The sequence below is a fragment of the Luteimonas flava genome (genome assembly GCF_036584485.1).
GTDB classification, from domain to species: domain Bacteria; phylum Pseudomonadota; class Gammaproteobacteria; order Xanthomonadales; family Xanthomonadaceae; genus Luteimonas; species Luteimonas flava.
This window is the reverse complement of the sequence record NZ_JAZHBM010000002.1, coordinates 1,128,414-1,151,888: the sequence shown is the minus strand read 5'-3', so window position 1 is coordinate 1,151,888 and position 23,475 is coordinate 1,128,414. Positions and strand designations below refer to the sequence as shown.

Sequence of the window (23,475 nt, the reverse complement as noted above, 5' to 3'; positions counted from 1 at the left end):
TGGTTGCGGAGCGAACTTTTGGGCAATCGCGTTCGACCTGGAGATCCGTCATTCCGGCGAAAGCCGGAATCCAGTGACTTCGAGTCCGGTCACCGAAACGTCACCCGGATTGCCAGGACACAGCTGAAGTCGCTGGATCCCGGCCTGACCAGACATGCGTCTGTTGAAAGCCGCCGGGATGACGGCGAAAAATCAGAACAACCCCGCCCCTGCACTGCCCGTCGCCGCGACGGCAGCCGGGGTCGTGCCCTCACGCGCCGCCGCCAGTTGCGTGATCTTCGCGCTGTGCGTGACCAGGTCGTGGCGCTCGACGACGAAGATGCCCATCTGGCCGACCTGGAACTCGATCCAGAACAGCGGCAGCTCGGGCAGCAGCTTGATCAGGTGCTGCTCGGACTCGCCGACTTCGCAGATCAGCAGGCCGTCTTCGGTCAGATGCAGCGGGGCGTCGCGCAGGATCTTCAGCACGAGGTCGAGGCCGTCGTCGCCGGCGCGCAGGCCCATCTCGGGCTCGTAGCCGTATTCGCGCGGCAGCGCGTCGGTTTCGTCATTGGTGACGTAGGGCGGATTGGTGACGATCAGGTCGTAGTGCTCGCCCTGCAGCCCGTCGAACAGATCGGATTTGAGGAAGCGCGTATTGCGCACTTCGAGGCGCTGCTCGTTCTCGGCGGCGAGGCTCAGGGCGTCATCGCTGAGGTCGACACCGTCGACGTGCCAGTCGGGATTGTGGTGCGCCATCGCGATCGCGATGCAGCCAGAACCGGTGCACAGGTCCAGCGCACGGCGCACTTCGCGACCGCCCAGCCACGGCTCGAACCCACCCAGGATCAGTTCGGCGATGGGCGACCGCGGCACCAGCGCACGCGCATCGGACTTGAAGCTCAGACCCGCGAACCAGGCCTCGCCGGTCAGATACGCGGCCGGCATGCGGTCCTCGATGCGGCGCAGGAACAGCGCCAGCACGTCTTCCTTCTCCGCGAGCGTGACCCGCGACTGGCCGTAGACCGGACTCAGGTCGTGCGGCAGATGCAGCGCGTGCAGGGTCAGCTGGGTCGCCTCGTCGATCGCGTTGTCGTAGCTGTGGCCGAAGGTCAGGCCGGCGGCGTTGAAGCGGCTGGCGCCGTAGCGGATCAGGTCGACGATCGTCTGCAGTTCTTCGGTCATGGCGCGCGGAGCTCGGGACGGCTTGATGGCCGCGGATTATAGGTCACCGCCCCGCCACGGCCCCGCCGGGCGCGCCGGTTATCATGCCCGGCGTTCGAACCGGACTTCGCGATGTTCAACAGGACCACCCTCGTCATTCTCTGCGTCGCGCTCGCCGGCGGGCTCGGCCTGCTGGTCGCGCAGAAGTATTTCGCCTCGAGCGGCAGCATCGCCACGCCGCAGCTGGAGGTCGTGCAGCTGTATCCCGCGCCGCGCGATCTGCCCGATTTCGCGCTGCAGCAGTCCGATGGCACCCAGCTGCTGCCGGGCGAACTCGCCGGCCACTGGACGCTGGTGTTCATCGGCTTCACCCACTGCCCCGATGTCTGCCCGATGACGCTGACCCATCTCGCCCAGGCGCAGCGCCAGTGGGAAGCGCTGCCCGAGGCGACGCGCCCGCGCGTGCTGTTCGTCTCCGTCGATCCCGAGCGCGACACGCCCGAACGCCTCGGCGATTACGCACACGCCTTCCATCGCGACACGCTGGCCGCGACTGCCGACATCCCGTCGCTGGAGCGTTTCGCGCGCTCGCTGTCGATGGTGTTCGCCAAGGTGCCGCTGGACCGCGACGCGCCCGACGGCGCCTACACCGTCGACCACAGCGCCTCGCTGGCCGTGCTCGATCCGCAGGGCCGCATGGCCGGCGTGGTCTCGGGCAGCGCGCTCAACGCCGAGACGCCCCGTCCCGAGGCGGTGGCTGCCGATCTGCTGCGCCTGACCGCCGAGCACCGCCCATGAGTCTTGTCACCTCGCTGACCTACGTCCTGCCGCACCGCTACCTGTCGTCGCTGGCGCGGCGTCTGGCGTATTCGCAGAACCCCGGCACGCGCCGCTGGCTGATCGACACCGTGGTGCGCAAGTTCGGTGTCGACCTGTCGGAAGCGGCGAATCCCGATCCCGCGTCCTACGCCAGCTTCAATGCATTCTTCACCCGCGCCCTGCGCGAAGGCGCGCGCGCCCCCGATCCCGATCCGCGTGCGCTGGTGATGCCGGCCGACGGTCACATCAGCCAGTGCGGCCCGATCGAGGCCGGGCGCATCTTCCAGGCCAAGGGCCAGTCGTTCACCGTCGCCGAACTGCTGGGCGACGCGGCCGATGCCGCGCCGTATCTCGACGGCAGTTTCGCGACGGTCTACCTGTCGCCGCGCGACTACCACCGCGTGCACATGCCGTGGACCGGCACGCTGTGCGAAACCGTGCACGTGCCCGGCCGGCTTTTCAGCGTGGGCACCGCCGCGGTGTCGAAGGTGCCGCGTCTGTTCGCCCGCAACGAGCGTCTGGTCTGCCATTTCGACACCGACTTCGGGCCGATGGTGCAGGTCATGGTCGGCGCGCTGCTGGTCTCGGGCGTGGAGACGGTCTGGAGCGGCGAGGAAATTCCCGCCTACGGCGACCGCATCCAGCGCAAGGACTGGCGCGGCCAAGGCATCACCCTGCAGCGTTTCGAAGAAATGGCGCGCTTCAATTACGGCTCGACGGTGATCGTGCTGTTGCCGAAGGGCGTGGCCGATCTGGACCCGTCACTGCACGCCGAATCGCCGGTGCGACTGGGGCAGCGGCTGGCGGTGCGGACAGCCGACTGAAAGCGGCGCGCGGCGCCGATTTCAGCAACGCGAAGATCTCCGCAATCCCGAGCCCCTCTCCCGCCGGGAGAGGGGTTGGGGTGAGAGCGCTGTTGTCGCTTTGCAAGACAACCCCGCCCTCACCCGACGCGCTGCGCGCGCCGACCCCGGATCAAGTCCGGGGCAGGCGCTCTCCCAAAGGGAGAGGTGCAGGTTTCCAGGCTAGTGGGAGAAGGCGAGCGCGTCGAACAACGCCATCCTCAGCGCGAGCACCCCTCCAGCTTCAACGACTGCCCCTGCCGCAGCGCATATGCCGGCGCGCGCAGACCGTTCGCACGGGCCAGCACCGGCACGTCGCAGCCATACCGCTGGGCGATGCTGCCGAGCGTTTCGCCGCGTGCCACGCGATGCGTGCGGGCGGGCGCCGGTGCAGGTGCCGGCGCAGCTTCGGGCGGACGCGGCGCGGCGGCGGACGGCGGTAGCGCGGCCGGCGGCGGATCGCCATCGGTCGACAGCACTTCGATCGCGCCCGTGCGCACGATCGCCGCGCGCGGATCGCTGTTGACCAGTTCCGCAGCGAGATCGGCGCGCTCGCCGCGCACGCACCAGCGCTTGTACAGGCTGGCCATGCGCGTGGTGCCGGCGAGCGTGGTGCCGACCGGCAACAGGCTTTCGGCTTCGTAGCTCGGGTTGAGATTGCGCAGCGCGCGCATGTAGCCGTCGCGGGTGTTGCCGTTGCCGAGGCAGATCGTCAGCTCGTAGATCGACGCCGGGCGTTCGAGGGTGAACGTCGCCGGTCGCGTGTCGATCTTCGGGAACGTCAGGCCGTATTCCTGCGGATGCAGGTACAGCCACGCCGCGGCGATCACCATCGGCACGTAGTCCTTGGTCTCGGCCGGGAACTGGTTGTAGACGTCCGGATCCCAGAAGCTGCGGCCGGCCGCCTCGCGATAGACGCGCAACGCGCGACCTTCGCCGCCGTTGTAGCCGGCCAGCCAGTATTCGATCTCGTTGCCGTGCTGGGCGAAGCGCTCGTTGAGATACACCGCGGCTGCGTCGGCCGACAGGCGCGGGTCGTAGCGCGTGTCGAAGCCGGTGCCGTCCGGGCCGAGGCCGAAGCGGCGACCGGTGGCCGGCATGAACTGCAGCGGACCGGCAGCGCCTGCGCGCGAGCGCGCATGCACGCGGCCGTTGGATTCCTTGGCCATGATGCCGAACAGCAGCGCCTCGGGCAGACCGCTGCGCTTGAACGCCGGCGACATCAGATGCTGCATGTACTGGTAGTTCTCGTGGCTGGTCATCAGCGACACGCGCATGTCGGTGAGCCAGCGGCGGATCGACGCCTGCACAGCGGGATTGAGCTGGACCATGCGCTTGAAGCGCTCGTCCTCGGCCAGCAACGCCGAGGCGCTGGCGGCGGCCGGCACATCGGCGGTCGGCAGCGTGCCTTCGGCACCGTCGACATCGGCGTCCTCGGGACCTTGGCCGGCCTGCGCATCGGCATCCGACTTGAGCAGGCGCTTGTAGGTCGTCAGCAGCTGCGGAACGCTGCAACCGCGCTGCTTCTCGCAGGCGAGCATCACGTCTTCCATGTCCTCCAGCGCCGCGTTGCTGGCATCGATGCCGGCCGGATCGTCGTTGGCGATCTGCACCAGCGCCTGGCGGTAGCGGCCCTCGGCATCGAGCATGCGCTGGTTGAGCGCCTCGCCGGCCTCGCGGTCGCGGCGCGACTGCGCATTCGCATCGGTGGCCATGGCGGCCAGCGCGAGCGCCAGCGCAAGCGCGCCGAGGCGCAGCGTCGTGGAAACGGAATCTCGCATCGTGACGGGGGTCCAGCAGACAGGGCCCGCAGGGTAGCCCTGCCCGTCGCGGCGCGGCAAGGCGCGCAGCGCGAACCGCGACGCAGTCGCTAGAATCGCGGCATCCACCTCATGGAGTGCCCGCGCGATGGATCCGATCCTGCTCGGCAAGGCCGTCACCACCCCCGACGCCGGGTCCGTCCACCTGTTGCCGAAGCTCGGCAACCGCCACGGCCTGGTCGCCGGCGCGACCGGCACCGGCAAGACCGTCACACTGATGACGCTGGCCGAAGGCTTCTCGCGCATCGGCGTGCCGGTGTTCATGGCCGACGTCAAAGGTGACGTCGCCGGACTCGCGGTTGCGGGTACATCGAACGACAAGCTGCTCGCACGCGCAGCCGACATCGGCGTCGCCGACTGGGCGCCGGCCGCGAGCCCGGTGGTGTTCTGGGATCTCTACGGCAAGCTCGGTCATCCGGTGCGCACGACGGTCAGCGAAGTCGGCCCGCTGCTGCTGGCGCGCATCCTCGAACTCAACGACACCCAGTCGGGCGTGCTCGACATCGTGTTCAAGCTCGCCGACGACCGCGGCCTGCTGCTGCTCGATCTCGCCGATCTGCGCGCCCTGCTGGGCGTCGTCACCGACGAGCGCAAGGACATCTCCACGCAATACGGTCTGGTCAGCCCGCAATCGGTGGCCGCGATCCAGCGCTCGCTGCTGCGGCTGGAACAGGACGGCGGCGATCACTTCTTCGGCGAGCCGGCGCTGGAACTGTCCGATCTGATGCGCACGTCCACCGACGGTCGCGGCGTCATCGGCATCCTCGCCGCCGACCAGCTGATCCTGCGCCCGCGGCTGTATGCGAGCTTCCTGTTGTGGCTGCTGTCGGAACTGTTCGAAACGCTGCCGGAAGTCGGTGACCTCGACAAACCCAAGCTCGTTTTCATCTTCGACGAGGCGCATCTGCTGTTCAACGACGCGCCGCCCGCGCTACAGCAGCGCATCGAACAGGTCGTGCGCCTGATCCGCTCCAAGGGCGTGGGCGTGTACTTCTGCTCGCAGTTCCCCGACGACGTGCCGGACAACGTGCTCGGCCAGCTGGGCAATCGCGTGCAGCACGCATTGCGCGCGTTCACCCCGCGCGACCAGAAGGCCGTGCGCACCGCGGCCGAGACCTTCGTGCCGAATCCCGCGCTCGATGTCGCCAGTGCGATCTCGCAGCTCGGCACCGGCGAGGCGCTGGTGTCCACGCTGCAGGACAAGGGCGTGCCGATGCCGGTCGAGCGCACCCTGATCGCCCCGCCGCGCTGCCGCATGGGCGCGATCACCCCGGAAGAGCGCGCGCAGGTGCGCGCGAACAGCCCCGTCGGCGGCAAGTACGACACCGCGATCAACCGCGAATCCGCGGCCGAACTGCTCGCGAAACGCGCCGAGGACGCGACCGCGCAGGCCAGGACGCCGCCTGCCAAGACCACGCGCGAAGCCGAGGCCGACGAAGGCGAAGGCGGCGTGGGCCGCTCGATCAATGAATTCCTGTTCGGCACCAAGCGCCGCCAGGGCGCGGTGCAGAGCGCCGGCAAGCAGGCGGTCCGCACGATCACCAATCGCATCGTGCGCAATCTGCTCGGCGGCATAAAACTGAAATGAGCGGAGCGACTTCGCCCGGAAAAATGCACATCCAGGCGGGCTACGCCTTCGCATTGTTGGTGGTGATGGCGTCGTTCGTCGCGCCGGTACGCGCACAACACTATGTCGTCGAATGGCCCGCGGCGCGCCAGCATCTGCTCGAAGGTCGTTACACCGGCAGTGTCCGCGATGAGCCACGACGATTTCAGAGCTGCGAATTCCAGACTGCCGAACTCCTGATCCAAAGCGATCGCCGGTATGTCATCTCACTCCGATGCGATGACGATCCGTCGCGAACGCGAACGATTCGGGGAGGCTGGTGGATCGATGAAATCGCGGGAAGCTGCCTGATTCTCATTGGTCCGGACGCGTCGCCCACCAACGACGACTACTTGTATGGATTCCGCATCCATGACGCCGCCCTGGAACTGCATCAGGACGGCGGGCGCTGCCAGTCGGCCGACGAGCGCGATACGGGCATGATTCTGGTCCGTCTCGACACAAAGGCAGGCAGTTGATGTCTCGCTGGCGCCCGCCCGCCGAAAAGAGCACTGCGTTGATCACGCCCGAAGGCCATGCGCGCCTGAAGGCCGAACTTGACGATCTGTGGCGCGTGCGCCGGCCCGAGGTCGTGCGTGCGTTGTCGGCCGCCGCCGCGGAAGGCGACCGCTCGGAGAACGCGGAGTACACCTATCGCAAGAAGCAGCTCGGTGAGATCGACCGGCGCGTGCGCTATCTGTCGAAGCGGCTGGAATCGTTGCGCGTGATCGACGCGGCGCCCAGCGATCCGGACGCTGTGTTCTTCGGCGCGCACGTGGAGGTGGAAGACATCGACAGCGGCGAGCTGGCGCACTACCGGATCGTCGGGCCGGACGAAACCGATGCGAAGGCCGGCTGGATCAGCATCGATTCGCCGCTGGCGCGCGCGATGCTGAAGAAGCGGGTCGACGACGAATTCGAGGCGCAGCTGCCGGGCGGCCCGGTGCGCTTCGCGGTCCTCGCCGTGGACTATCGCGCGGCGTGAGCGCGACGGCTGTCCCTGCGCCACGATGGCACTGGAACGCGCGCCGCGTGAGCGCGTGGCTGCTGCTGATTGCATTGCCCGCCCTGCCCGCCTGCACGCGGGACGCGCCGACGGCGCCGCCGTCCCGGGAACGCCCGGCGCAGCCGGCCTCGGACGCGAAGACGCTGGCGCACGCGGATCTCGCGCACCGCCTGCGGCGTTTCCTGATCGAGCGCAGCCTGCCCGGTGTGGCGCGAGGGCAGACAGCGGCCGACGACGAACGCTTCCGGCTCGGCGCGTTCTGGCGTGCCCGCACGGACACCCATCATTTCGGCGCCGATTTCCAGTCGCGGGCGGCGCACGCCCTCGCCGCAACGGGTTCGGCGCCGACTGCCGACACCGCGCTGCGCCAGCTGCGCGACACCTTCGATACGCGGCTGCCTGCGTGGCAGGCGCTGGTCGACTACAACGTCGCGGGTACGATGCGCGACGACGGCGGCGAGGAAGGCCGGCGTCTGCTGCCGTGGGCGATCGCATCGATCGATGCGATCGAGGTCGCCACCTGGGATTACGTCGACGCCGTCGAGACGACGCGCTGACGCATCGAAACCGGCGCTGCAGGCGCGCGTTTCAGCTCCCGCGCGCTACACAGCGTTCGATCGCGGTCAGCCACGTCGCACGCGGCAGCTGCCCTCAATCGACGCGACGCATCTCGAAGATCCCGTTATCCGACAGGGCGGTGAAATACCCTGTGGTCGACGTGAAATTCTTGTCCGGGAACGCCGTGCCCGGCGACACGCGGCAGAACAGGAACGCACGCGAATACGCGCACTGCAGGCGCGCTTCGGGACCGATGTCCGGAAACAGACCGTGCTGCTCCATCGCGCTCAGCGGCAACAGCGCGAGACCTTCGCCGCGGAACATCGCCAGCCAGCCGCGACCTTCGGCGCGCACCACCAGCTGCGCGTCGGCGGGAAACGCTGCGCCCGCGTCGCCGGCCGGCTGATACGTGCCGCTCAGTCCATCGGCGGCGTGCGCGATACCGGCCGCGCACAACGCGGCCGCGAGCAGCACCGCGCGGCGGATCACGCCAGCACCTGCGCGACCTCGCCGTAGAGATCGTGCTCGTCGCTCCCCATGATCGCGACATCGACGAAATCGCCGGGCTGCAGGTCGGCCTCGCGGCCATCCTGGATCTGCACCACGCCGTCGATCTCGGGCGCATCGCCCATCGAGCGTGCGATCGCGAGATCGCCGTCGACCATGTCGACGATGCACATCTGCACCGTGCCGACCTTGGCCTCGAGCCGTGCGGTCGAGATCTCCGCCTGCTTCTCCATGAAGCGCGCAAGGCGCTCCTGCTTCACTTCTTCGGGCACTGCGTCGGGCAGCGCATTGGCGGTCGCGCCGGTCACCGGCGAGTAAGCGAACGCGCCGACGCGGTCGAGCTGCGCCTCGTCGAGGAAATCGAGCAACTGCTGGAAATCGTCCTCGGTCTCGCCGGGGAAGCCGACGATGAAGGTGCTGCGGATCGTCAGTTCCGGGCAGATCTCGCGCCAGCGCGCGATGCGCTCGCGGGTCTTGTCGATCGCACCCGGGCGCTTCATGAGTTTCAGGATGCGCGGGCTGGCGTGCTGCAGCGGCACGTCGAGATACGGCAGCAGCTTCGGCATGCCGTCGGCATGGCGCTCGGTCATCAACGGGATGATGTCGTCGACGTGCGGGTACGGATACACGTAATGCAGACGCGTCCATACGCCCAGCTCCGACAATCCTTCGCACAGCGCCTTCATGCGCGTGGCGTACTGGCGCTCGCGCCAGGTGCGCTCGGCGTAGCGCACGTCGACGCCATAGGCCGAGGTGTCCTGCGAGATCACCAGCAGTTCGCGCACGCCGCCGCGCACGAGCTTCTCGGCTTCGCGCAATACGTCGTCGACCGGGCGCGAGACCAGATCGCCGCGCATCGACGGAATGATGCAGAAGCTGCAGCGGTGGTTGCAGCCCTCGGAAATCTTCAGATAGGCGTAGTGCTTGGGCGTCAGCTTGATGCCGATGTCGTCGAGCGCCGCGCGGCGTGGTACCAGATCGATGAAGGGATTGTGCGTCTGCGGCGCTGCCGAATGCACCGCGCGCATCACCGAGCCGTAGTCCTGCGGGCCACTGATCGACAGCACGCCCGGATGCGCCTCGCGGATCACCGCTTCGCGCTTGCCCAGGCAGCCGGTCACGATGACCTTGCCGTTCTCGGCGATGGCCTCGCCGATCGCGTCCAGCGATTCGGTCACTGCCGAATCGATGAAGCCGCAGGTGTTGACGACCACGACGTCGGCATCGTCGTAGGTCTGTACGATGTCGTAACCCTCCACCCGGAGCTGGGTGAGGATGCGTTCGGAATCGACGAGGGCTTTCGGACAGCCGAGGCTGACGAACCCGACCTTGGGATTGGCTGCGGACATGGGAACCGTGGCTTGGAGATGGCCGCCGAGGGCGGCTGGGATCGCGGCCGCGCGGCGTGACGCCCGCGCGCGATGGCCGCGCAGTATACCGCCGGCCCGCCCGTGGACCGGGCGCACGGATTCGCCGTTCGCGACTCGGTTAGACTCGGGGCGCCACCTGAACAGGGATTCCCCATGGGCCGGGACGTCATCCTCGCCACGCCCTCCGGACCGGTGAACGCCTGGCGCGCGGATCCGCCCCATGGCGCTGCCGCGCTGGGCGCAATCGTCGTGATCCAGGAGATCTTCGGCGTCAACGCGCACATCCGCAGCATCGCCGATGGCTACGCGGCTGCGGGCTACGTGGCATTGGCACCGGCACTGTTCGATCCGGTCGCGCGCCATGTCGAACTCGCCTACGACGCCGACGGCTTCGCCCGCGGCCGCGAACTGGTGGACGCGCTGGGCACCGAACGCGCCGTCGGCATCCTCCGCGCCTGCCGCGTCGCGCTTCAGACCGAAGGCCATCGCGGCATCGGCGTGATCGGCTTCTGCTGGGGCGGCACCCTGGCCTTTCTCGCCAATACGCGTCTGGCACTGCCTGCGGTCAGTTATTACGGCGCGCGCACGGTACCGTTCCTCGACGAACCCCTGCAGGCGCCGATGCTGTTCCAGTTCGGCGCCGGAGATTCCGCAATCCCGCCCGAGGACATCGAGCGCCATCGCAGCGCGCAGCCCGACGCCGAACTGCTGGTGCATCCGGGCGGGCACGGCTTCAACCGCGATGTCGACCCGGACCACTACCACGCGGCCAGCGCAGCCGCCGCACGGCGCGCCACCCTCGCCTTCCTCGACGCCGCCCTGCGGCAGGACGCGACGCCATGACACACACCGCCTTCGCGCTGCATCCGCAACTGGCCGACGACACCCACCCGCTGACGACACTCACGCTGTGCGAGCTGCGCCTGATGGACGACGCCAACTATCCATGGCTGGTGCTGGTGCCGCGCATCGCCGGTGCGCGCGAGATGATCGATCTCGATGCCGACCAGCGTCGCCAGCTGACCGACGAGATCGACATCGCCGCGCGCCTGCTGCGCGATGCTTTCCGGCCCTACAAGCTCAACATCGCCGCGCTCGGCAACATGGTCGAGCAGCTGCACGTGCACGTGATCGGCCGCGAACAGGACGATCCCGCGTGGCCGGCGCCGGTCTGGGGACGCGTCGCCGCTCGGCCCTACACGCCGGAGCAGCTCGTCGCCCGCATCGGCCAGTTGCAGGCCGCGTTGCCGCGCTGACTCAGCGCGCGCGGACCACGCGCGTGCCGGCGACGAAATCGTGGCCGCAGCGCCGGTCCTGGCGGAAGATCATGCAGATGCTGCCGAGCAGTACGAGTGCGCCCAGGCACGGAATGCCACCCACCACCTGCATCGGAAAATAGCGCGCAAGAATCGCGCGCAGCGCCGTAACCGGACGGCCATCGAGCGTGACGATGCGGATGCCAAGCAGGCGCTTGCCCCAGGTCTGGCCGCCGACGTGCAGCGGCCACGCGTGGATCGCGGCGAAGATCAGCATGCCGATCACCATCCACATTGCCTGCAGGCCGAAGCCGACCTGCTCCCCGCGTTGTGCCGCGTCGATCACCGCGGTCCAGTAGCCGCCGAGCCACATCACCGGCGTGACCACGACCAGACCGATCACGCCATCAATCAGCACGGCACCCAGACGCGTGCCGCGCTCGGCGAGCTGCTCGCCATCATCGGTCTGCAGCTGCGCGGTCGGCGCCTGGTAGGGATTCGTCTCGTGCATCGCAGCGTCCTTGCGTGATGGGTTCGAACGATCAGGTGCGCGGAAGCGTCACACCGCGCTGGCCCTGGTACTTGCCGCCGCGATCCTTGTACGAGGTCTCGCACACGTCGTCGGCATCGGACTGGAAGAACAGCATCTGCGCGACACCTTCGTTGGCGTAGATGCGCGCCGGCAGCGGCGTCGTATTGCTGAATTCCAGCGTGACGTGGCCTTCCCATTCCGGTTCGAGCGGGGTCACGTTGACGATGATCCCGCAGCGCGCGTACGTGCTCTTGCCCAGGCACACGACCAGCGTGTCACGCGGGATGCGGAAGTACTCGACCGTGCGCGCCAACGCGAAAGAATTCGGCGGAATGATGCATTCGTCGGCTTCGATGTCGACGAAGCTGCCGGGATCGAAATGCTTCGGATCGACGATCGTCGAATTGATGTTCGTGAAGATCTTGAACTCGCGCGAGCAGCGCACGTCGTAGCCATAGCTCGACGTGCCGTAGCTGACGATGCGCTGGCCGGCGGGGTCCTGCTTCACCTGGCCCGGCTCGAAGGGCTCGATCATGCCCTGCTCGGACATGCGGCGGATCCAGCGGTCGCTCTTGATGCTCATCGTGGGGTTCCTGCGGCGCGGCGGCCTGGACGCGCATTGTCGCCGCCCAGCCCGCCTGCGTCACCCCGCCGCGGCAGCGCCGTCAGACCAGCGACGCGGAAATCGACATCGGCGCCCGCGGCCGCTTCTCGAGTTCTTCCACCAGCCGCCGTGCCGTGGCGCGATAGGCCTGCGCGGCAGGCGAATCCGGCGAGGCGATGACGATCGGCACACCGGCATCGCCCTGCGCACGGATGCCGATCTCCAGCGGCAAGGAGCCCAGCAACGGCACGCCATACTGCGTCGCCATGCGCTGGCCGCCACCGTCGCCGAACAGATGCTCGACGTGTCCGCAGTTCGAGCACACGTGCTGGGCCATGTTCTCGACCAGCCCGAGCACCGCGACCTCGACCTTCTCGAACATCTTCAGCGCCTTGCGCGCATCGAGCGTTGCCACGTCCTGCGGCGTGGTCACGATCACCGCGCCGGCGACCGGAATCTTCTGCGCCAGCGTGAGCTGGATGTCGCCGGTTCCGGGCGGCAGATCGACGAGCAGATAGTCGAGCGCGTCGTCCCCACCCCACAGCGTGTCGTTGAGCAACTGCGTCAGTGCCGAAGTCGCCATCGGCCCGCGCCAGATCATCGGCGTGTCCTGGTCGACCAGCAGCCCGATCGACATCGCCTCGATGCCATGGGCATGCATAGGCAGGATCGACTTGCCATCCGGACTGTCCGGCTTGCCCGACAGGCCCAGCATCATCGGAATGCTCGGCCCGTACACATCGGCGTCCAGCACCCCGACCCGCGCGCCCTCGGCCGCGAGCGCAAGCGCGAGGTTCACCGCGGTGGTCGATTTGCCGACGCCGCCCTTGCCGGAGCCGATGGCGATGATGTTGCGGATGCGGGGATGTGGAAGCAGCGCGCCTTGCACGGCGTGGGAAGCGACTCGAGTAGTCATTGCAGGGTCGGTACTCGGAGCTCCCATTGTCTCCCCAACGCGCTTAGTTCACCACGATTCGATTGGATTCATCGCCGCAATCTTTGCCGAATCCGCACTCAGACGTGACACGAACGTCAAATTGATGTTAAAAAAAAGCACGTTCGTACAGAACGTTTTGTTCATACGTGGTAGATCCACGCTCCATAGGAAATTCAATGATTTCATCGCAATCCCTCTCTCGGCACCGGCTGACGTCCGCACTCGCCACTGCCTTGTTGATCCCCTTCGCAGCATTTGCACAGGAAAGCGCGCAGTCCGGCAGCGATCAGGCGACGACTCTGGACAAGGTGACCGTCACCGGATCGCTGATCCCCCAGTCCCAGATCGAAACGTTTACCCCCGTCACCGTTGTCAGTGCAGAAGACATCCAGCTGCGCGGCTTCCAGAGCGTGGCCGACATTCTTCAACAGTCGACGTTCTCTACCGGTGGCCTGCAAGGCGGCCAGACTTCCGCGTCCTTCACGCAAGGCGCCGAAGCGGCAGGCATGTTCAGCCTCGACCCCGGGTACACCAAGTACCTCATCAACGGTCGGCCGATGTCCAACTATCCGGCGCTGTACAACGGCTCCGATACGTTCAACAACATCAGTGGCATCCCGGTTGCGCTGGTGGAACGAATCGAAATCCTGCCGGGTGGCCAATCGTCTCTCTACGGCTCCGACGCGATTGCTGGCGTGGTCAACGTAATCCTGAAGAAGGACATCGACGGCGGCGAGTTCACCGTTCGCGGCGGCTGGTTTCCGGACGGCGGCGGCGCAAGCACGCGTTTCACATTTGCTGATAGTTTCGGTACCGCGGACGGTCGACTGCGCTCTTTGTTCGGCCTGCAGGTCGAGCAGCGTGATCCGATCTGGGGTTACCAGCGTGATCTGACGCGCGAGTACAACACGCGTGGCTACTCGGCGCCGATCGCTGGTCGTGACTTCGTGGTGCTGGATGCCATCACCAATGGCTACTATTTCACCGATCCCAACGACTGCGCCAACACCACTGGCCAGTTCGGCGGCACCACCGGAAAGCAGACCCGCGAAGGCTTTGGCGAGTATTGCGGCTCGTTCGCTTCGCCGGGCTATCGCACGCTCCGCAACGGAAAAGAAAGCACTCAGCTCTACTCTTACACTACCTTCGACCTGAACGAAGGCACCCAGCTCTACGCCGAGGTCCTGGGCAATTACGAAGAGACGCAGTACGCCACGGGCGCGGGCTACACGTGGTGGGGTACGGGCGCGAGTTATGGCGCGTTCTATGATCCGGATATCGGCGAGCTGGTGAACCTGCAGCGCGGATTCGCGCCTGAGGACATCGGCGGCCGGGGTTACGAGGACATTCTCAACACCGATCGCAACAAGGCCTACACGGTCACGATCGGCGCCAATGGCGTTCTGGGCAACTGGGACTACGATGCCTACCTGTCCCGCGCGGAGTACAAGCTCACAGAACGCAGCTGGGTTCGCTTCGCTGACCCGATCAACAGCTGGTTCGAAGAAAACGTGCTGGGCCCGCAGCTCGGCGTAGATCCGTTCTACGATTTCTATCCGATCTTCCGCCCTGACTACGCGGCGTTCTACAGCCCGATCTCGCCGAATGACTTTGCATCGTTCACAGGATTCGTCAACAGCGAGTCGCGGACTTGGAACAACCTCGCCCATGTCCAGTTCACCAACGGTTCGCTGTTTTCGCTGCCCGGAGGCGACGCCGGCTTCGCGGTCGTGGCAGAGGCGGGCAACGAGGGGTGGGATTACTCGCCCGATGCACGCATGCTCGAAGATCCCGACACCCTCGAATCCGAGATCTGGGGCCAGACATCAGTCAATGGCGCAGGGCGCCGCACCCGCTACGCCGTCACAAGCGAACTCCGCTTGCCGGTCTTCGATCCTCTGACAGTCACCCTCGCAGGTCGTTACGATGCATTCGACATCGGCGGAACCACCGTCGACAAGCCGACGTACAGCCTGGGTGTCGAATACCGCCCGATTGAGAGCCTGCTCGTGCGCGGCAAATACGGCACTGCTTTCCGTGCACCGTCGCTTGCGGACGTCTTCCAGGGCGTCAGCGGTTACTACGCGTACAACACCGACTACTACCGTTGTTCGCTGGATGGCTTCACGCCTGCAGACACCGATGATTGCCTCTATGACAGCGTCCAGTACTTCGGCCAGCAGTCGGGCAATACCGATCTCGAGCCGATCACTGCCGATGTCTGGAATGCGGGTTTCGTCTGGGCACCGTTCAATAACCTGTCCCTGTCGGTCGATTACTTCAGCTGGGACATCCGCAACGAGGTCAAGCGCCTGACCGGAGACCAGTTGCTTCTCAGCGAATACTATTGCCAGACAGGCGATACGGGCGGAGCACCGGTGACCTCGTGTGACAACGTTGCCGACTGGGTCCGACGGAGTGCAACCGGCCAGTTGGATGCGGTGTTCACTCCGAAGGTGAACATCGCGTCCCAGAAGCTGCGCGCCCTGACAGCAAGTGCGAACTACCTCCTGAACGCGGGTTCGGTCGGCGATTTCGCATTCGCAGCCAACTACACCAACAATCTCGAACACACGTTGGTGACGCAGCCGGGCGAAGACGCACTTGATCTGTTGCGTGACCCGGAAGCGATGTGGATCTACGACTCGTTCGCGAAGACCCGCACCGATGCGTCCGTTGCGTGGAACAAAGGGGACTGGACCACGACGTTGTATGCCAACCGGATCGGCTCGACGCCGAACTATCTCGCCTATGCGGGTGGTGGCTATGACTACGTCCACCCGTCGGGCGAACGTGCAGGCAAGTGGGGCGGATACACCACCTACAACCTCAGCGTGAACTGGCGAGCCCTGGACAATCTGACGTTCGCGGTTCTGGTCAACAACGTGTTCGACAAGTCTCCCGACTTCCAGGCGCAGAATTACCCTGGCACCAGCACGACTCCCTACAACAACTATCTGTACAACCCGTACGGCCGCTCCATTTACCTTGAGGCCAAGTATCGGTTCGGTCAGTAATCCATATTGAGATCGGCAAAGGCCCCGCGAAAGCGGGGCCTTTTTGCGTTGCTTGCCACCGCGCGGCAGCTGGCGGCTGAACGGTGCGCGCCGCGGCACGCAAGGCATCGCCGGATCGGCTATAACTCCGCCATCTGCGCAGGCGCTGTGCTGGTCGCAGCTTCGAGGGAGGGATCGAAATGTTGAACAGGAAGAAGATGTGGCTGGTGGCCGTGGTGGGGATGCCTCTGATGCTCGCGTCGATGGTCGCCGCCGCCCAGTCCCCGGTCGGCCGCTGGAAGACCATCGACGACGAGACCGGTCGGGTGAAGTCGATCGTCGAGATCACGCAGGCGGCAAACGGTACGCTGAGTGGCCGTGTGGCGCAGGTGCTGCAGTCCGATCGTGGTCCGAATCCGGTCTGCGACAAATGCAGCGGCACGCGTCGGAATCAGCCGATCACGGGCATGACGATCCTGTGGGATCTCAAGCCGGACGGTAGCGAGTGGTCGGGGGGCACGATTCTCGATCCGGCCAACGGCAAGACCTACAAGTCCAAGGCCAAGATGCTCGATGCCAACCGCATCGGCGTGTCGGGCTGCATTGCGTTCATCTGTCGCGAGCAGGTCTGGCAGCGCGAGTGACATCGGCGTCGCATATGTAAATAAAAGGCCCGGCAACTGCCGGGCCCTTTTTGTTTTTCCGATGGTAGAGATCGTCCCCTCGCCCCGACGAGAGCGATGAGGTCCACCGGCCTGCATCGATGCCACGCACCCTGTCACTGCGCGCGACGTGCCCTCGCGCGCGGATCGCGCAACCGTCATGCCCTGCGGCGCCCGATCACCGGGAAAGCATCGATCACCGTTGTTGTGCCGGCTGACGGCAGACCTTGGGACTCCGCGGCGCCAACGAAAGCCTGCGCCAATCCCCATGCGATAATCCCGCTCCGCCCGCTCTTCCAAGCCTCGCCCCATGTCGCGCACGCTGCTCGTCACCACCGCCCTGCCCTATGCGAACGGGCCGTTGCATCTCGGTCATCTGGTCGGCTACATCCAGGCCGACATCTGGGTGCGGGCGCGGCGCATGGACGGAGACACGGCGCGCTTCGTCTGCGCTGACGATACGCACGGCACGCCGATCATGCTGGCGGCCGAGAAGGCGGGAACGACGCCCGAAGCCTTCATCGCGGACATCCAGGTGGGCCACGAGCGCGATTTTGCGGCGTTCGGCGTGGACTTCGATCACTACGACTCGACCCATTCGGCGGGCAATCGCACGATGGTCGAGACGATCTACGCACGTCTCGACGCGGGCGGTCATATCGCGCGTCGCGATGTCGCGCAGCTGTTCGATCCGGTGCGCGGCATGTTCCTGCCGGACCGCTACGTCAAGGGCATCTGCCCGAAGTGCGGCACGCCGGACCAGTACGGCGACAACTGCGAACACTGTGGCGCCACGTACTCGCCGAGCGATCTGATCGATCCGGTCTCGGTGGTCAGCGGCGCGACGCCGGAAGTGCGCGAGTCGGAGCACTTCTTCTTCGAGCTCGGCCATTTCGAAGCCTTCCTGCGCGAGTGGCTGGCGGGCGATGTCGCCGTGTCCGGCGTCAAGGCGAAGCTGGCCGAATGGCTCGATGGCGAAGGCGGCCTGCGCGCGTGGGATATCTCCCGCGATGCGCCCTATTTCGGCTTCGAGATTCCGGGTCACCCGGGCAAGTTCTTCTACGTCTGGCTGGACGCGCCGATCGGGTATCTCAGCAGCTTCAAGGCGCTGTGCGCACGCGAAGGCCTGGATTTCGATGCGTGGCTCGCGCCCGAGGGCGGCGCCGAACTGCACCACTTCATCGGCAAGGACATCGTCAATTTCCACGGCCTGTTCTGGCCGGCGATGTTGCACGGCGCCGGGCTGCGCGCGCCGACGCGGCTGCACGTCAACGGTTATCTGACCGTCGACGGCGCGAAGATGTCGAAGTCGCGCGGCACCTTCGTCATGGCGCGCACGTATCTCGAGCAGGGCCTGGATCCCGAGGCACTGCGCTACTACTTCGCGGCGAAATCCTCGGGCGGTGTCGATGACCTCGACCTCAACCTCGGCGACTTCATCGCGCGCGTGAACAGCGACGTGGTCGGCAAGCTGGTCAACCTCGCCAGCCGCTGCGCCGGCTTCATCGGCAAGCGCTTCGAGGGCCGTCTGGCCGACGCGTTGCCGGAGCCGGAGACCTACGCGCGTTTCGTCGAAGCGCTGGCGCCGATCCGCGAATCCTATGCGCGCAACGAACCGGCCAGTGTGCTGCGTCAGGTGATGGCGCTGGCCGACGAGGCCAACCGCTACATCGACGACCGCAAGCCGTGGGTCATCGCCAAGCAGGATGGCAGCGACGCCGAACTGCAGGCTGTCTGCACCCAGGGCCTGAACCTGTTCCGCGTGCTGGCGACGGCGCTGCGGCCGGTGCTGCCGCGCGTGTCGCGCGACGTCGATGCGTTCTTCGCCGCGCCGGCCGACACGTGGGCCGCGCTGGACGCGCCGCTGCTCGGCCACGTCATCCAACCCTATGCCCCGCTCTTCACCCGAATCGACCCCAAGCAGATCGACGCCATGACCGATGCCTCCAAGGACACCCTCGCCGCCCCACCGGCCGCGCCCGCCGCACCGAAAAAGTCGGTCGAATCACCTGTCGCGACGCCCGCGAACGCCGCTGACGCGGATGCGCCGGCGCACATCTCGATCGACGATTTCGCGAAGCTCGATCTGCGCATCGGCAAGGTCGTCGCCTGCGAGTTCGTCGACGGTTCGGACAAGCTGCTGCGCTTCGAACTCGACGCCGGCGATCTCGGCACGCGCCAGATCTTCTCCGGCATCCGCGCGAGCTACGGCGAGCCGGACACGCTGGTCGGCCGCAACGTGGTGTTCATCGCCAATCTCGCCCCGCGCAAGATGCGCTTCGGCATCAGCGAGGGCATGATCCTGTCGGCCGGCTTCGACGGCGGCGCGCTCGCACTGCTGGATGCCGACGCCGCCGCGCAGCCGGGCATGCCGGTCCGCTGAGCCGGCGCGGCATCGCCGCAAACCCTGCCCAGCCCGCACGCCCAGCCGACTGCCACGCATGCCGCCGTCCCTTGTCGAGCGTCTCGACCGCCTGTTGCCGCAGACCCAGTGCGGCCAGTGCGGCTTCGACGGCTGTCGTCCCTATGCTGACGCGATGGCACGCGGCGAGGCAGGCGTGGATCGCTGTCCACCCGGCGGCGATGCCGGCGCACGCGCGCTCGCCCGCGCACTCGAGACCGTTGCGCTGCCGTTCGACCGCGAACGCGGCGAGCACCACGCAGCGCCGCCGGTCGCGCTGGTCATCGAGGCCGATTGCATCGGCTGCACCAAATGCATCCAGGCCTGCCCGGTCGACGCGATCGTCGGCGGTTCGAAGCTGATGCACACCGTGCTCGTCGATGCCTGCACCGGCTGCGCGCTGTGCGTGCCGGCGTGTCCGGTGGACTGCATCGAGATGGTCGCGGCCGCCTAGACGGCCAGAGCGTCAGATGCCCGGTTCGGGCTGCATCGGTGCGGGCGTCGCAGGCAACGTCGCATCGGCCGGCGCACAGGCCGAACACACGCGCTCGACCGCGTACCCCTTCGCCGCGAGCTTCTCGACGACACCGTCGGGCCCGACCAGGTGCAGTGCACCGACGACGACGAGGATGTCGCCCTGCTGCTGCAGCATCTGTTCGAGCTTGGGCAACCAGGCGTCGTTGCGCTCGGTGTTGATGCGCGCGTAGAGCGCCGGGAAACGCGCCTGCATGTCGAGGCCCATCTCCTGCCACAGCGCGTCCGCGTTGCCGGCGCGCCAGGTCTGGTGCAGGGCCTGGATCGATTCAGGACCTGCGCCCGCCTGCTCCAGCGCTTCCTGCAGCATCTGCGTCTGTTCGACGCGGCCCATGCCGTCGAGCAGTTCGATCTGCTGCTGGGCCGATTCCAGTCCGGCGGTCGGCGTACCGGCGGCCTGGGCCTGACGCGCGAGTTGCGCGTCCATGCCCAGCTTCGCCTCGAGGCCGAAACGGCCGAGTTCGGTGGTCGTCACCAGCAGCGAGACGAACCAAGGCTCGAACAGCTGCAGGTTGGACGCGCCGCCTGCGCCCTGCAGCGACGCCGCATTGGCATTCGCCCACGCGCGCAATTGCTCGGCCGTCTGCGCGGGGAGCTCGTCGTCGAGCTGGCTGCCGTCACTGCGCAGGCCGGCTTGCATCATCTGCAGGCCCAGCGTCGGCGAATGCAGTTCCTCGGCCGCGAGTTCGAACACCACTTCGCCTGCGCCGGAGATCACCCGCGCAACGTCCTCCGACAACGGATAGTCCGCAGGCGTGAGGAAATGGAACGAGCCGAGCAGATACAGCGCGCCGTGCTCGCCGCTCACCCGCCACAGCAGCGGTACCGGTGCGGAGGCCAGCGCGCCGTAGCCGATCGCAGGCGTTTCCTGGCGTCCATCGGCCGGCACGACGACCGGCGAGAGCAGCGTCGCGGGGGCCTCCAGCAACGGCAGTTCGGCCTGGCTCGCGCCGCCCGCGAGCAGGCAGACCACCACGGCACACGAGCGGAGGAAACGGATCGGTGCGGATCGACGCATGCGGGAGCGGTCCTGTTCGGAGTTCGGGGTCATACCGTGGTCGCGGGTACGTAGACCTTCTCGCCCGCAGGAATCGCGAGATCGAGGCGGTTGCCGGCTGGCGGCAGGGGACACGTTGCGAACGCGGTGAACGCGCACGGCGGGTTGTAGGCGCGGTTGAAGTCGATCTGCAGCCGGCCATCGCTGCCCGGCGCCGGCGCATCGAGATACCGTCCGGCGCTGTAGCTGCCGTGGCCGCTGGTACGGTCGGCGAAGATCAGGAACAGCGTACCGTCGCCACCGTCGATCGCCTGCAGCGTGTAGCGCGTGCCGTCGCGTTCGAATGCGACCGAGCCCGGCGTCGGAGTGTCCTCGACCATGCCCAGAATATTGGCGATCGGCAGCGTCGCACCGGCCGCCGCCGGCACGAACTCCGCATCGACCTGCCAGTCGCGCGCGGTCGGCCAGTACTCGATGCCGGTGAAGCGCCGTCGCGTGGGCGCGTCTTCGTGGCGTGCGCGCACGAACGCCGATCCGCCACGTTCGATGAGCGTCAGCGCACCCTTGCCCTCGTCGAATCCCAGCACGCTGGGCGCTGCATCGGCGTCGGTCCGCAGCGACACGCGGCCGCGCACCGGCGCGCCATCGAGCGTCACCGCGACACCGCGCTCGGGCGTGAACGCGTACGCGCCGTCGTCGGATTGCAGCAGGCCGAGCTTGTCCGGCCCCATCGACAGGCGGATGCCGGCCGTCTCGCCGCTGCCGATGAAATGCGATTTCAGTTCGATGCGATGCAGGCCGATCAGGCTCAGCCAGCCATCGGGCGCGACCAGCTCCGCGCGGCGCGTGTCCTGCCAGACGCGGGTCTGCGCCGAGAACATCACGTCACGTCGCGCGGCGTCCGCGCGCGCGGATGGATCTTCGGGCGCGGACGTCTCGCCGCAGGCGGCCAGCAATGCCACCAGTCCGATCGTGCAGCAGTGGCGCCATCGCAGCATGTCAGCGTCCTCGCAGGAACCAGCGGTCGATCTCGGCGAGCGGGAAATGCGCCCACGTCGGACGACCATGATTGCATTGCCCGGAACGTTCGGTGGCTTCCATCTGCCGCAACAAGGCGTTCATTTCCGGCACCGTCAAACGCCGGTTGGCGCGTACCGCGCCGTGGCAGGCCATCGTCGACAGCAGTTCGTCGCGCGCCGAGCGCACGCGCAGGCTCTCGCCGTGCTCACGGAGATCGGTCAGTACGTCGCGCAGCAGGGCTTCGGTGTCGCCCTGCGCGAGCAGCGCCGGCACGCCGCGCAGCAGCAGCGACTGGATACCGGCGCGCGAGACTTCGAAGCCGAGCTCGGCGAGCGTCGCGGATTCGGCTTCGGCGACATCGGCTTCGCGCTCGGACACCGCGACCGTCTGCGGCACCAGCAGCGGTTGCGTGCGCACGCCTTCGCCGTCGTGTGCGGTCTTGAGCTTTTCGTAGCCGATGCGTTCGTGCGCGGCGTGCATGTCGACGACGATCATGCCGTCTGCCGCCTGGCTCAGGATGTAGATGCCGTGCAGCTGCGCGACCGCGTAGCCGAGCGGCGGCACCAGTGCGCCGCTCTCGTCGACCGCGGCGTCGGGCGCCATCGGCGACGGTGTCCACACGTCTGCGCCCGAGGCGATCTGCGCCGGCGTCGGTCCGTAGAGCCCGGCATAGGCCGCGCGCGTTTCGTCCACGCGCAACGCCAGATTCGGCTGCGGCATCGGCCGCGACCAGTCGGGCATCGATGCGGCACCGGAGGCCGGCACTGCCGCGAACGCCGTCATCGCGGCATCCGCCGCCGCGTGATGCGTCTGCCCGGCGCGCGTATCGGCCAGGGCTTCGTGCAGCGTGCGGTAGACGAAATCGTGGATCAGCCGTGCGTCGCGGAAACGCACTTCGTGCTTCGCGGGATGCACATTGACGTCGACGCGCGTCGGATCGAGTTCGAGAAACAGCACATAGGCCGGCTGGCGACCGTGGTACATCACGTCCGCGAAGGCCTGCTTCACTGCGTGCGCCACGCTGCGATCGCGGATTGCGCGGCCGTTGACGTAGAGGTACTGCTGATCCGCGCTCGCACGCGAGTACGCGGGCTTGGCGATCCAGCCGTGCAGGCGCAGACCCGCGGCGCTGTGATCGATGCGCAGCGCGTTGTCGGCGAACTCGCGGCCGACCGTTTCGACCAGGCGCGCGCCGGAGAACAGATCCTCGTCGCCCTTGTAGCGACGCGATGCCTTGCCGTTGTGGCTGATGCGCAGTTCGACATCCGGCCGCACCAGCGCCAGCGCGCGCAGCCATTCCTCGATGTGGCCGAGCTCCGTGCGTTCGGCGCGCAGGAACTTGCGGCGTGCGGGCACGTTGTAGAACAGATCGCGCACTTCGACCGTCGTGCCGCGCGGGTGCGGGCGCGGCGTGACGTCGCCCACGCGTCCGCCCTCGACCTCCAGCGCGGAGCCGTGAGCCTCGTCCTCGCGGCGCGAGATCAGCGAGAAGCGGCTCACCGATGCGATCGACGGCAATGCCTCGCCGCGGAAGCCGAGTGTCGCCACGGCTTCCAAGTCGTCGAGCGAACCGATCTTGCTGGTCGCGTGACGCTGCACGGCCAGCGGCAGTTCTTCGGGCGGAATGCCACCGCCGTCGTCGCGGATGCGGATCAGGCGGACGCCGCCTTCTTCGAGATCGATGTCGACGCGCAGGGCGCCGGCGTCGAGCGCGTTCTCGACGAGTTCCTTGACCACGGACGCAGGGCGTTCGACCACTTCGCCGGCGGCGATCTGGTTGACGAGGATGTCGGGCAGCTGGCGGATCGGCACGTGGGCATCGGCGACGCAGGCGCGTCGCGGCAGGAATCAACGTGGATGATACC

At 67.1% G+C, this 23,475-nt stretch carries 22 protein-coding genes; 12 read left to right on the top strand and 10 right to left on the bottom strand.

What is annotated here, in order from left to right; genetic code table 11:
- Positions 1 to 192: 192 nt before the first annotated feature.
- On the bottom strand, positions 193 to 1,164 hold the full coding sequence (gene prmB, locus V3391_RS12240) for a 50S ribosomal protein L3 N(5)-glutamine methyltransferase (RefSeq protein ID WP_332078672.1): 972 nt from the start codon (positions 1,162 to 1,164) through the stop codon (positions 193 to 195).
- Between the two features lie 111 nt (positions 1,165 to 1,275).
- On the opposite strand from prmB, the gene V3391_RS12235 reads away from it, so the two are divergent.
- Complete coding sequence (locus V3391_RS12235; RefSeq protein ID WP_332078671.1) at positions 1,276 to 1,941, top strand: SCO family protein; 666 nt, start codon at positions 1,276 to 1,278, stop codon at positions 1,939 to 1,941.
- Positions 1,938 to 2,786, top strand: a complete 849-nt coding sequence (gene asd / locus V3391_RS12230; RefSeq protein ID WP_332078670.1) for an archaetidylserine decarboxylase — start codon at positions 1,938 to 1,940, stop codon at positions 2,784 to 2,786. The genes V3391_RS12235 and asd overlap by 4 nt, the downstream gene beginning before the upstream one ends.
- A gap of 239 nt (positions 2,787 to 3,025) precedes the next feature.
- On the opposite strand, the gene V3391_RS12225 is transcribed toward asd, so the two are convergent.
- Complete coding sequence (locus V3391_RS12225; protein ID WP_332078669.1) at positions 3,026 to 4,585, bottom strand: transglycosylase SLT domain-containing protein; 1,560 nt, start codon at positions 4,583 to 4,585, stop codon at positions 3,026 to 3,028.
- 127 nt (positions 4,586 to 4,712) lie between these two features.
- On the opposite strand from V3391_RS12225, the gene V3391_RS12220 reads away from it, so the two are divergent.
- From V3391_RS12220 to V3391_RS12205, 4 genes are read left to right on the top strand one after another with little or no spacing between them, the layout of a single operon-like run.
- Positions 4,713 to 6,212 carry a helicase HerA-like domain-containing protein gene (locus tag V3391_RS12220; protein ID WP_332078668.1) on the top strand — a complete coding sequence of 500 codons (1,500 nt, stop codon included), beginning with the start codon at positions 4,713 to 4,715 and terminating at the stop codon, positions 6,210 to 6,212.
- Complete coding sequence (locus tag V3391_RS12215; protein ID WP_332078667.1) at positions 6,209 to 6,709, top strand: hypothetical protein; 501 nt, start codon at positions 6,209 to 6,211, stop codon at positions 6,707 to 6,709. The genes V3391_RS12220 and V3391_RS12215 overlap by 4 nt, the downstream gene beginning before the upstream one ends.
- A complete protein-coding gene (gene greB, locus V3391_RS12210) occupies positions 6,709 to 7,215 on the top strand; it encodes a transcription elongation factor GreB (RefSeq protein ID WP_332078666.1) in 507 nt (168 codons plus the stop codon). The genes V3391_RS12215 and greB overlap by 1 nt, the downstream gene beginning before the upstream one ends.
- Before the next feature lie 47 nt (positions 7,216 to 7,262).
- Complete coding sequence (locus tag V3391_RS12205; RefSeq protein ID WP_332078665.1) at positions 7,263 to 7,793, top strand: hypothetical protein; 531 nt, start codon at positions 7,263 to 7,265, stop codon at positions 7,791 to 7,793.
- A gap of 94 nt (positions 7,794 to 7,887) precedes the next feature.
- Here the strand turns inward: V3391_RS12205 and V3391_RS12200 are convergent, their stop codons facing one another.
- Together V3391_RS12200 and rimO are read right to left on the bottom strand one after the other, a co-directional pair.
- Complete coding sequence (locus tag V3391_RS12200) at positions 7,888 to 8,283, bottom strand: hypothetical protein (RefSeq protein WP_332078664.1); 396 nt, start codon at positions 8,281 to 8,283, stop codon at positions 7,888 to 7,890.
- Positions 8,280 to 9,650 (bottom strand): 30S ribosomal protein S12 methylthiotransferase RimO, encoded by a 1,371-nt coding sequence (gene rimO, locus V3391_RS12195; RefSeq protein ID WP_232136919.1) that lies wholly within the window; start codon positions 9,648 to 9,650, stop codon positions 8,280 to 8,282. The genes V3391_RS12200 and rimO overlap by 4 nt, the downstream gene beginning before the upstream one ends.
- A gap of 174 nt (positions 9,651 to 9,824) precedes the next feature.
- On the opposite strand from rimO, the gene V3391_RS12190 reads away from it, so the two are divergent.
- Positions 9,825 to 10,514 carry a dienelactone hydrolase family protein gene (locus V3391_RS12190; RefSeq protein WP_332078663.1) on the top strand — a complete coding sequence of 230 codons (690 nt, stop codon included), beginning with the start codon at positions 9,825 to 9,827 and terminating at the stop codon, positions 10,512 to 10,514.
- Positions 10,511 to 10,927, top strand: a complete 417-nt coding sequence (locus tag V3391_RS12185) for an HIT family protein (protein WP_332078662.1) — start codon at positions 10,511 to 10,513, stop codon at positions 10,925 to 10,927. Before V3391_RS12190 ends, V3391_RS12185 begins: the two co-directional genes overlap by 4 nt.
- 1 nt (position 10,928) lies before the next feature.
- On the opposite strand, the gene V3391_RS12180 is transcribed toward V3391_RS12185, so the two are convergent.
- From V3391_RS12180 to apbC, 3 genes are all read right to left on the bottom strand, one after another.
- Entirely contained in the window at positions 10,929 to 11,438 is a 510-nt protein-coding gene (locus tag V3391_RS12180; RefSeq protein WP_332078661.1) for an RDD family protein, read from the bottom strand.
- A 31-nt stretch (positions 11,439 to 11,469) separates the two neighbouring features.
- Positions 11,470 to 12,042, bottom strand: coding sequence for a dCTP deaminase (gene dcd, locus V3391_RS12175; protein ID WP_232117224.1), 573 nt, complete (start codon positions 12,040 to 12,042; stop codon positions 11,470 to 11,472).
- Between the two features lie 82 nt (positions 12,043 to 12,124).
- Positions 12,125 to 12,979: an iron-sulfur cluster carrier protein ApbC gene (gene apbC / locus V3391_RS12170; RefSeq protein WP_332078660.1), complete on the bottom strand. Its 855-nt coding sequence runs from the start codon at positions 12,977 to 12,979 to the stop codon at positions 12,125 to 12,127.
- A gap of 197 nt (positions 12,980 to 13,176) precedes the next feature.
- Here apbC and V3391_RS12165 point away from each other — a divergent pair, with 197 nt between their 5' ends.
- From V3391_RS12165 to rnfB, 4 genes are all read left to right on the top strand, one after another.
- Positions 13,177 to 16,017 (top strand): TonB-dependent receptor plug domain-containing protein, encoded by a 2,841-nt coding sequence (locus V3391_RS12165; protein WP_332078659.1) that lies wholly within the window; start codon positions 13,177 to 13,179, stop codon positions 16,015 to 16,017.
- A gap of 197 nt (positions 16,018 to 16,214) precedes the next feature.
- A complete protein-coding gene (locus V3391_RS12160) occupies positions 16,215 to 16,640 on the top strand; it encodes a DUF2147 domain-containing protein (RefSeq protein WP_332078749.1) in 426 nt (141 codons plus the stop codon).
- A 328-nt stretch (positions 16,641 to 16,968) separates the two neighbouring features.
- Positions 16,969 to 19,041 (top strand): methionine--tRNA ligase, encoded by a 2,073-nt coding sequence (gene metG / locus V3391_RS12155; RefSeq protein ID WP_332078658.1) that lies wholly within the window; start codon positions 16,969 to 16,971, stop codon positions 19,039 to 19,041.
- A gap of 58 nt (positions 19,042 to 19,099) precedes the next feature.
- Positions 19,100 to 19,513: an Rnf electron transport complex subunit RnfB gene (gene rnfB, locus V3391_RS12150; RefSeq protein ID WP_425497243.1), complete on the top strand. Its 414-nt coding sequence runs from the start codon at positions 19,100 to 19,102 to the stop codon at positions 19,511 to 19,513.
- Between the two features lie 12 nt (positions 19,514 to 19,525).
- Here the strand turns inward: rnfB and V3391_RS12145 are convergent, their stop codons facing one another.
- From V3391_RS12145 to mutL, 3 genes are read right to left on the bottom strand one after another with little or no spacing between them, the layout of a single operon-like run.
- On the bottom strand, positions 19,526 to 20,611 hold the full coding sequence (locus V3391_RS12145; protein ID WP_332078657.1) for a TraB/GumN family protein: 1,086 nt from the start codon (positions 20,609 to 20,611) through the stop codon (positions 19,526 to 19,528).
- 29 nt (positions 20,612 to 20,640) lie between these two features.
- Positions 20,641 to 21,588: a DUF1684 domain-containing protein gene (locus tag V3391_RS12140; protein ID WP_332078656.1), complete on the bottom strand. Its 948-nt coding sequence runs from the start codon at positions 21,586 to 21,588 to the stop codon at positions 20,641 to 20,643.
- Position 21,589: 1 nt separating this feature from the next.
- Entirely contained in the window at positions 21,590 to 23,422 is a 1,833-nt protein-coding gene (gene mutL, locus V3391_RS12135; protein ID WP_332078655.1) for a DNA mismatch repair endonuclease MutL, read from the bottom strand.
- Positions 23,423 to 23,475 lie beyond the last annotated feature (53 nt).

Coding starts and splice junctions, on each gene's coding strand:
- prmB (WP_332078672.1), bottom strand. CDS start 1,164: ATGACCGAAGAACTGCAGACGATCGTCGACCTGATCCGCTACGGCGCC.
- V3391_RS12235 (WP_332078671.1), top strand. CDS start 1,276: ATGTTCAACAGGACCACCCTCGTCATTCTCTGCGTCGCGCTCGCCGGC.
- asd (WP_332078670.1), top strand. CDS start 1,938: ATGAGTCTTGTCACCTCGCTGACCTACGTCCTGCCGCACCGCTACCTG.
- V3391_RS12225 (WP_332078669.1), bottom strand. CDS start 4,585: ATGCGAGATTCCGTTTCCACGACGCTGCGCCTCGGCGCGCTTGCGCTG.
- V3391_RS12220 (WP_332078668.1), top strand. CDS start 4,713: ATGGATCCGATCCTGCTCGGCAAGGCCGTCACCACCCCCGACGCCGGG.
- V3391_RS12215 (WP_332078667.1), top strand. CDS start 6,209: ATGAGCGGAGCGACTTCGCCCGGAAAAATGCACATCCAGGCGGGCTAC.
- greB (WP_332078666.1), top strand. CDS start 6,709: ATGTCTCGCTGGCGCCCGCCCGCCGAAAAGAGCACTGCGTTGATCACG.
- rimO (WP_232136919.1), bottom strand. CDS start 9,650: ATGTCCGCAGCCAATCCCAAGGTCGGGTTCGTCAGCCTCGGCTGTCCG.
- V3391_RS12190 (WP_332078663.1), top strand. CDS start 9,825: ATGGGCCGGGACGTCATCCTCGCCACGCCCTCCGGACCGGTGAACGCC.
- V3391_RS12185 (WP_332078662.1), top strand. CDS start 10,511: ATGACACACACCGCCTTCGCGCTGCATCCGCAACTGGCCGACGACACC.
- V3391_RS12180 (WP_332078661.1), bottom strand. CDS start 11,438: ATGCACGAGACGAATCCCTACCAGGCGCCGACCGCGCAGCTGCAGACC.
- dcd (WP_232117224.1), bottom strand. CDS start 12,042: ATGAGCATCAAGAGCGACCGCTGGATCCGCCGCATGTCCGAGCAGGGC.
- apbC (WP_332078660.1), bottom strand. CDS start 12,979: ATGACTACTCGAGTCGCTTCCCACGCCGTGCAAGGCGCGCTGCTTCCA.
- V3391_RS12165 (WP_332078659.1), top strand. CDS start 13,177: ATGATTTCATCGCAATCCCTCTCTCGGCACCGGCTGACGTCCGCACTC.
- V3391_RS12160 (WP_332078749.1), top strand. CDS start 16,215: ATGTGGCTGGTGGCCGTGGTGGGGATGCCTCTGATGCTCGCGTCGATG.
- metG (WP_332078658.1), top strand. CDS start 16,969: ATGTCGCGCACGCTGCTCGTCACCACCGCCCTGCCCTATGCGAACGGG.
- rnfB (WP_425497243.1), top strand. CDS start 19,100: ATGCCGCCGTCCCTTGTCGAGCGTCTCGACCGCCTGTTGCCGCAGACC.
- V3391_RS12145 (WP_332078657.1), bottom strand. CDS start 20,611: ATGCGTCGATCCGCACCGATCCGTTTCCTCCGCTCGTGTGCCGTGGTG.
- V3391_RS12140 (WP_332078656.1), bottom strand. CDS start 21,588: ATGCTGCGATGGCGCCACTGCTGCACGATCGGACTGGTGGCATTGCTG.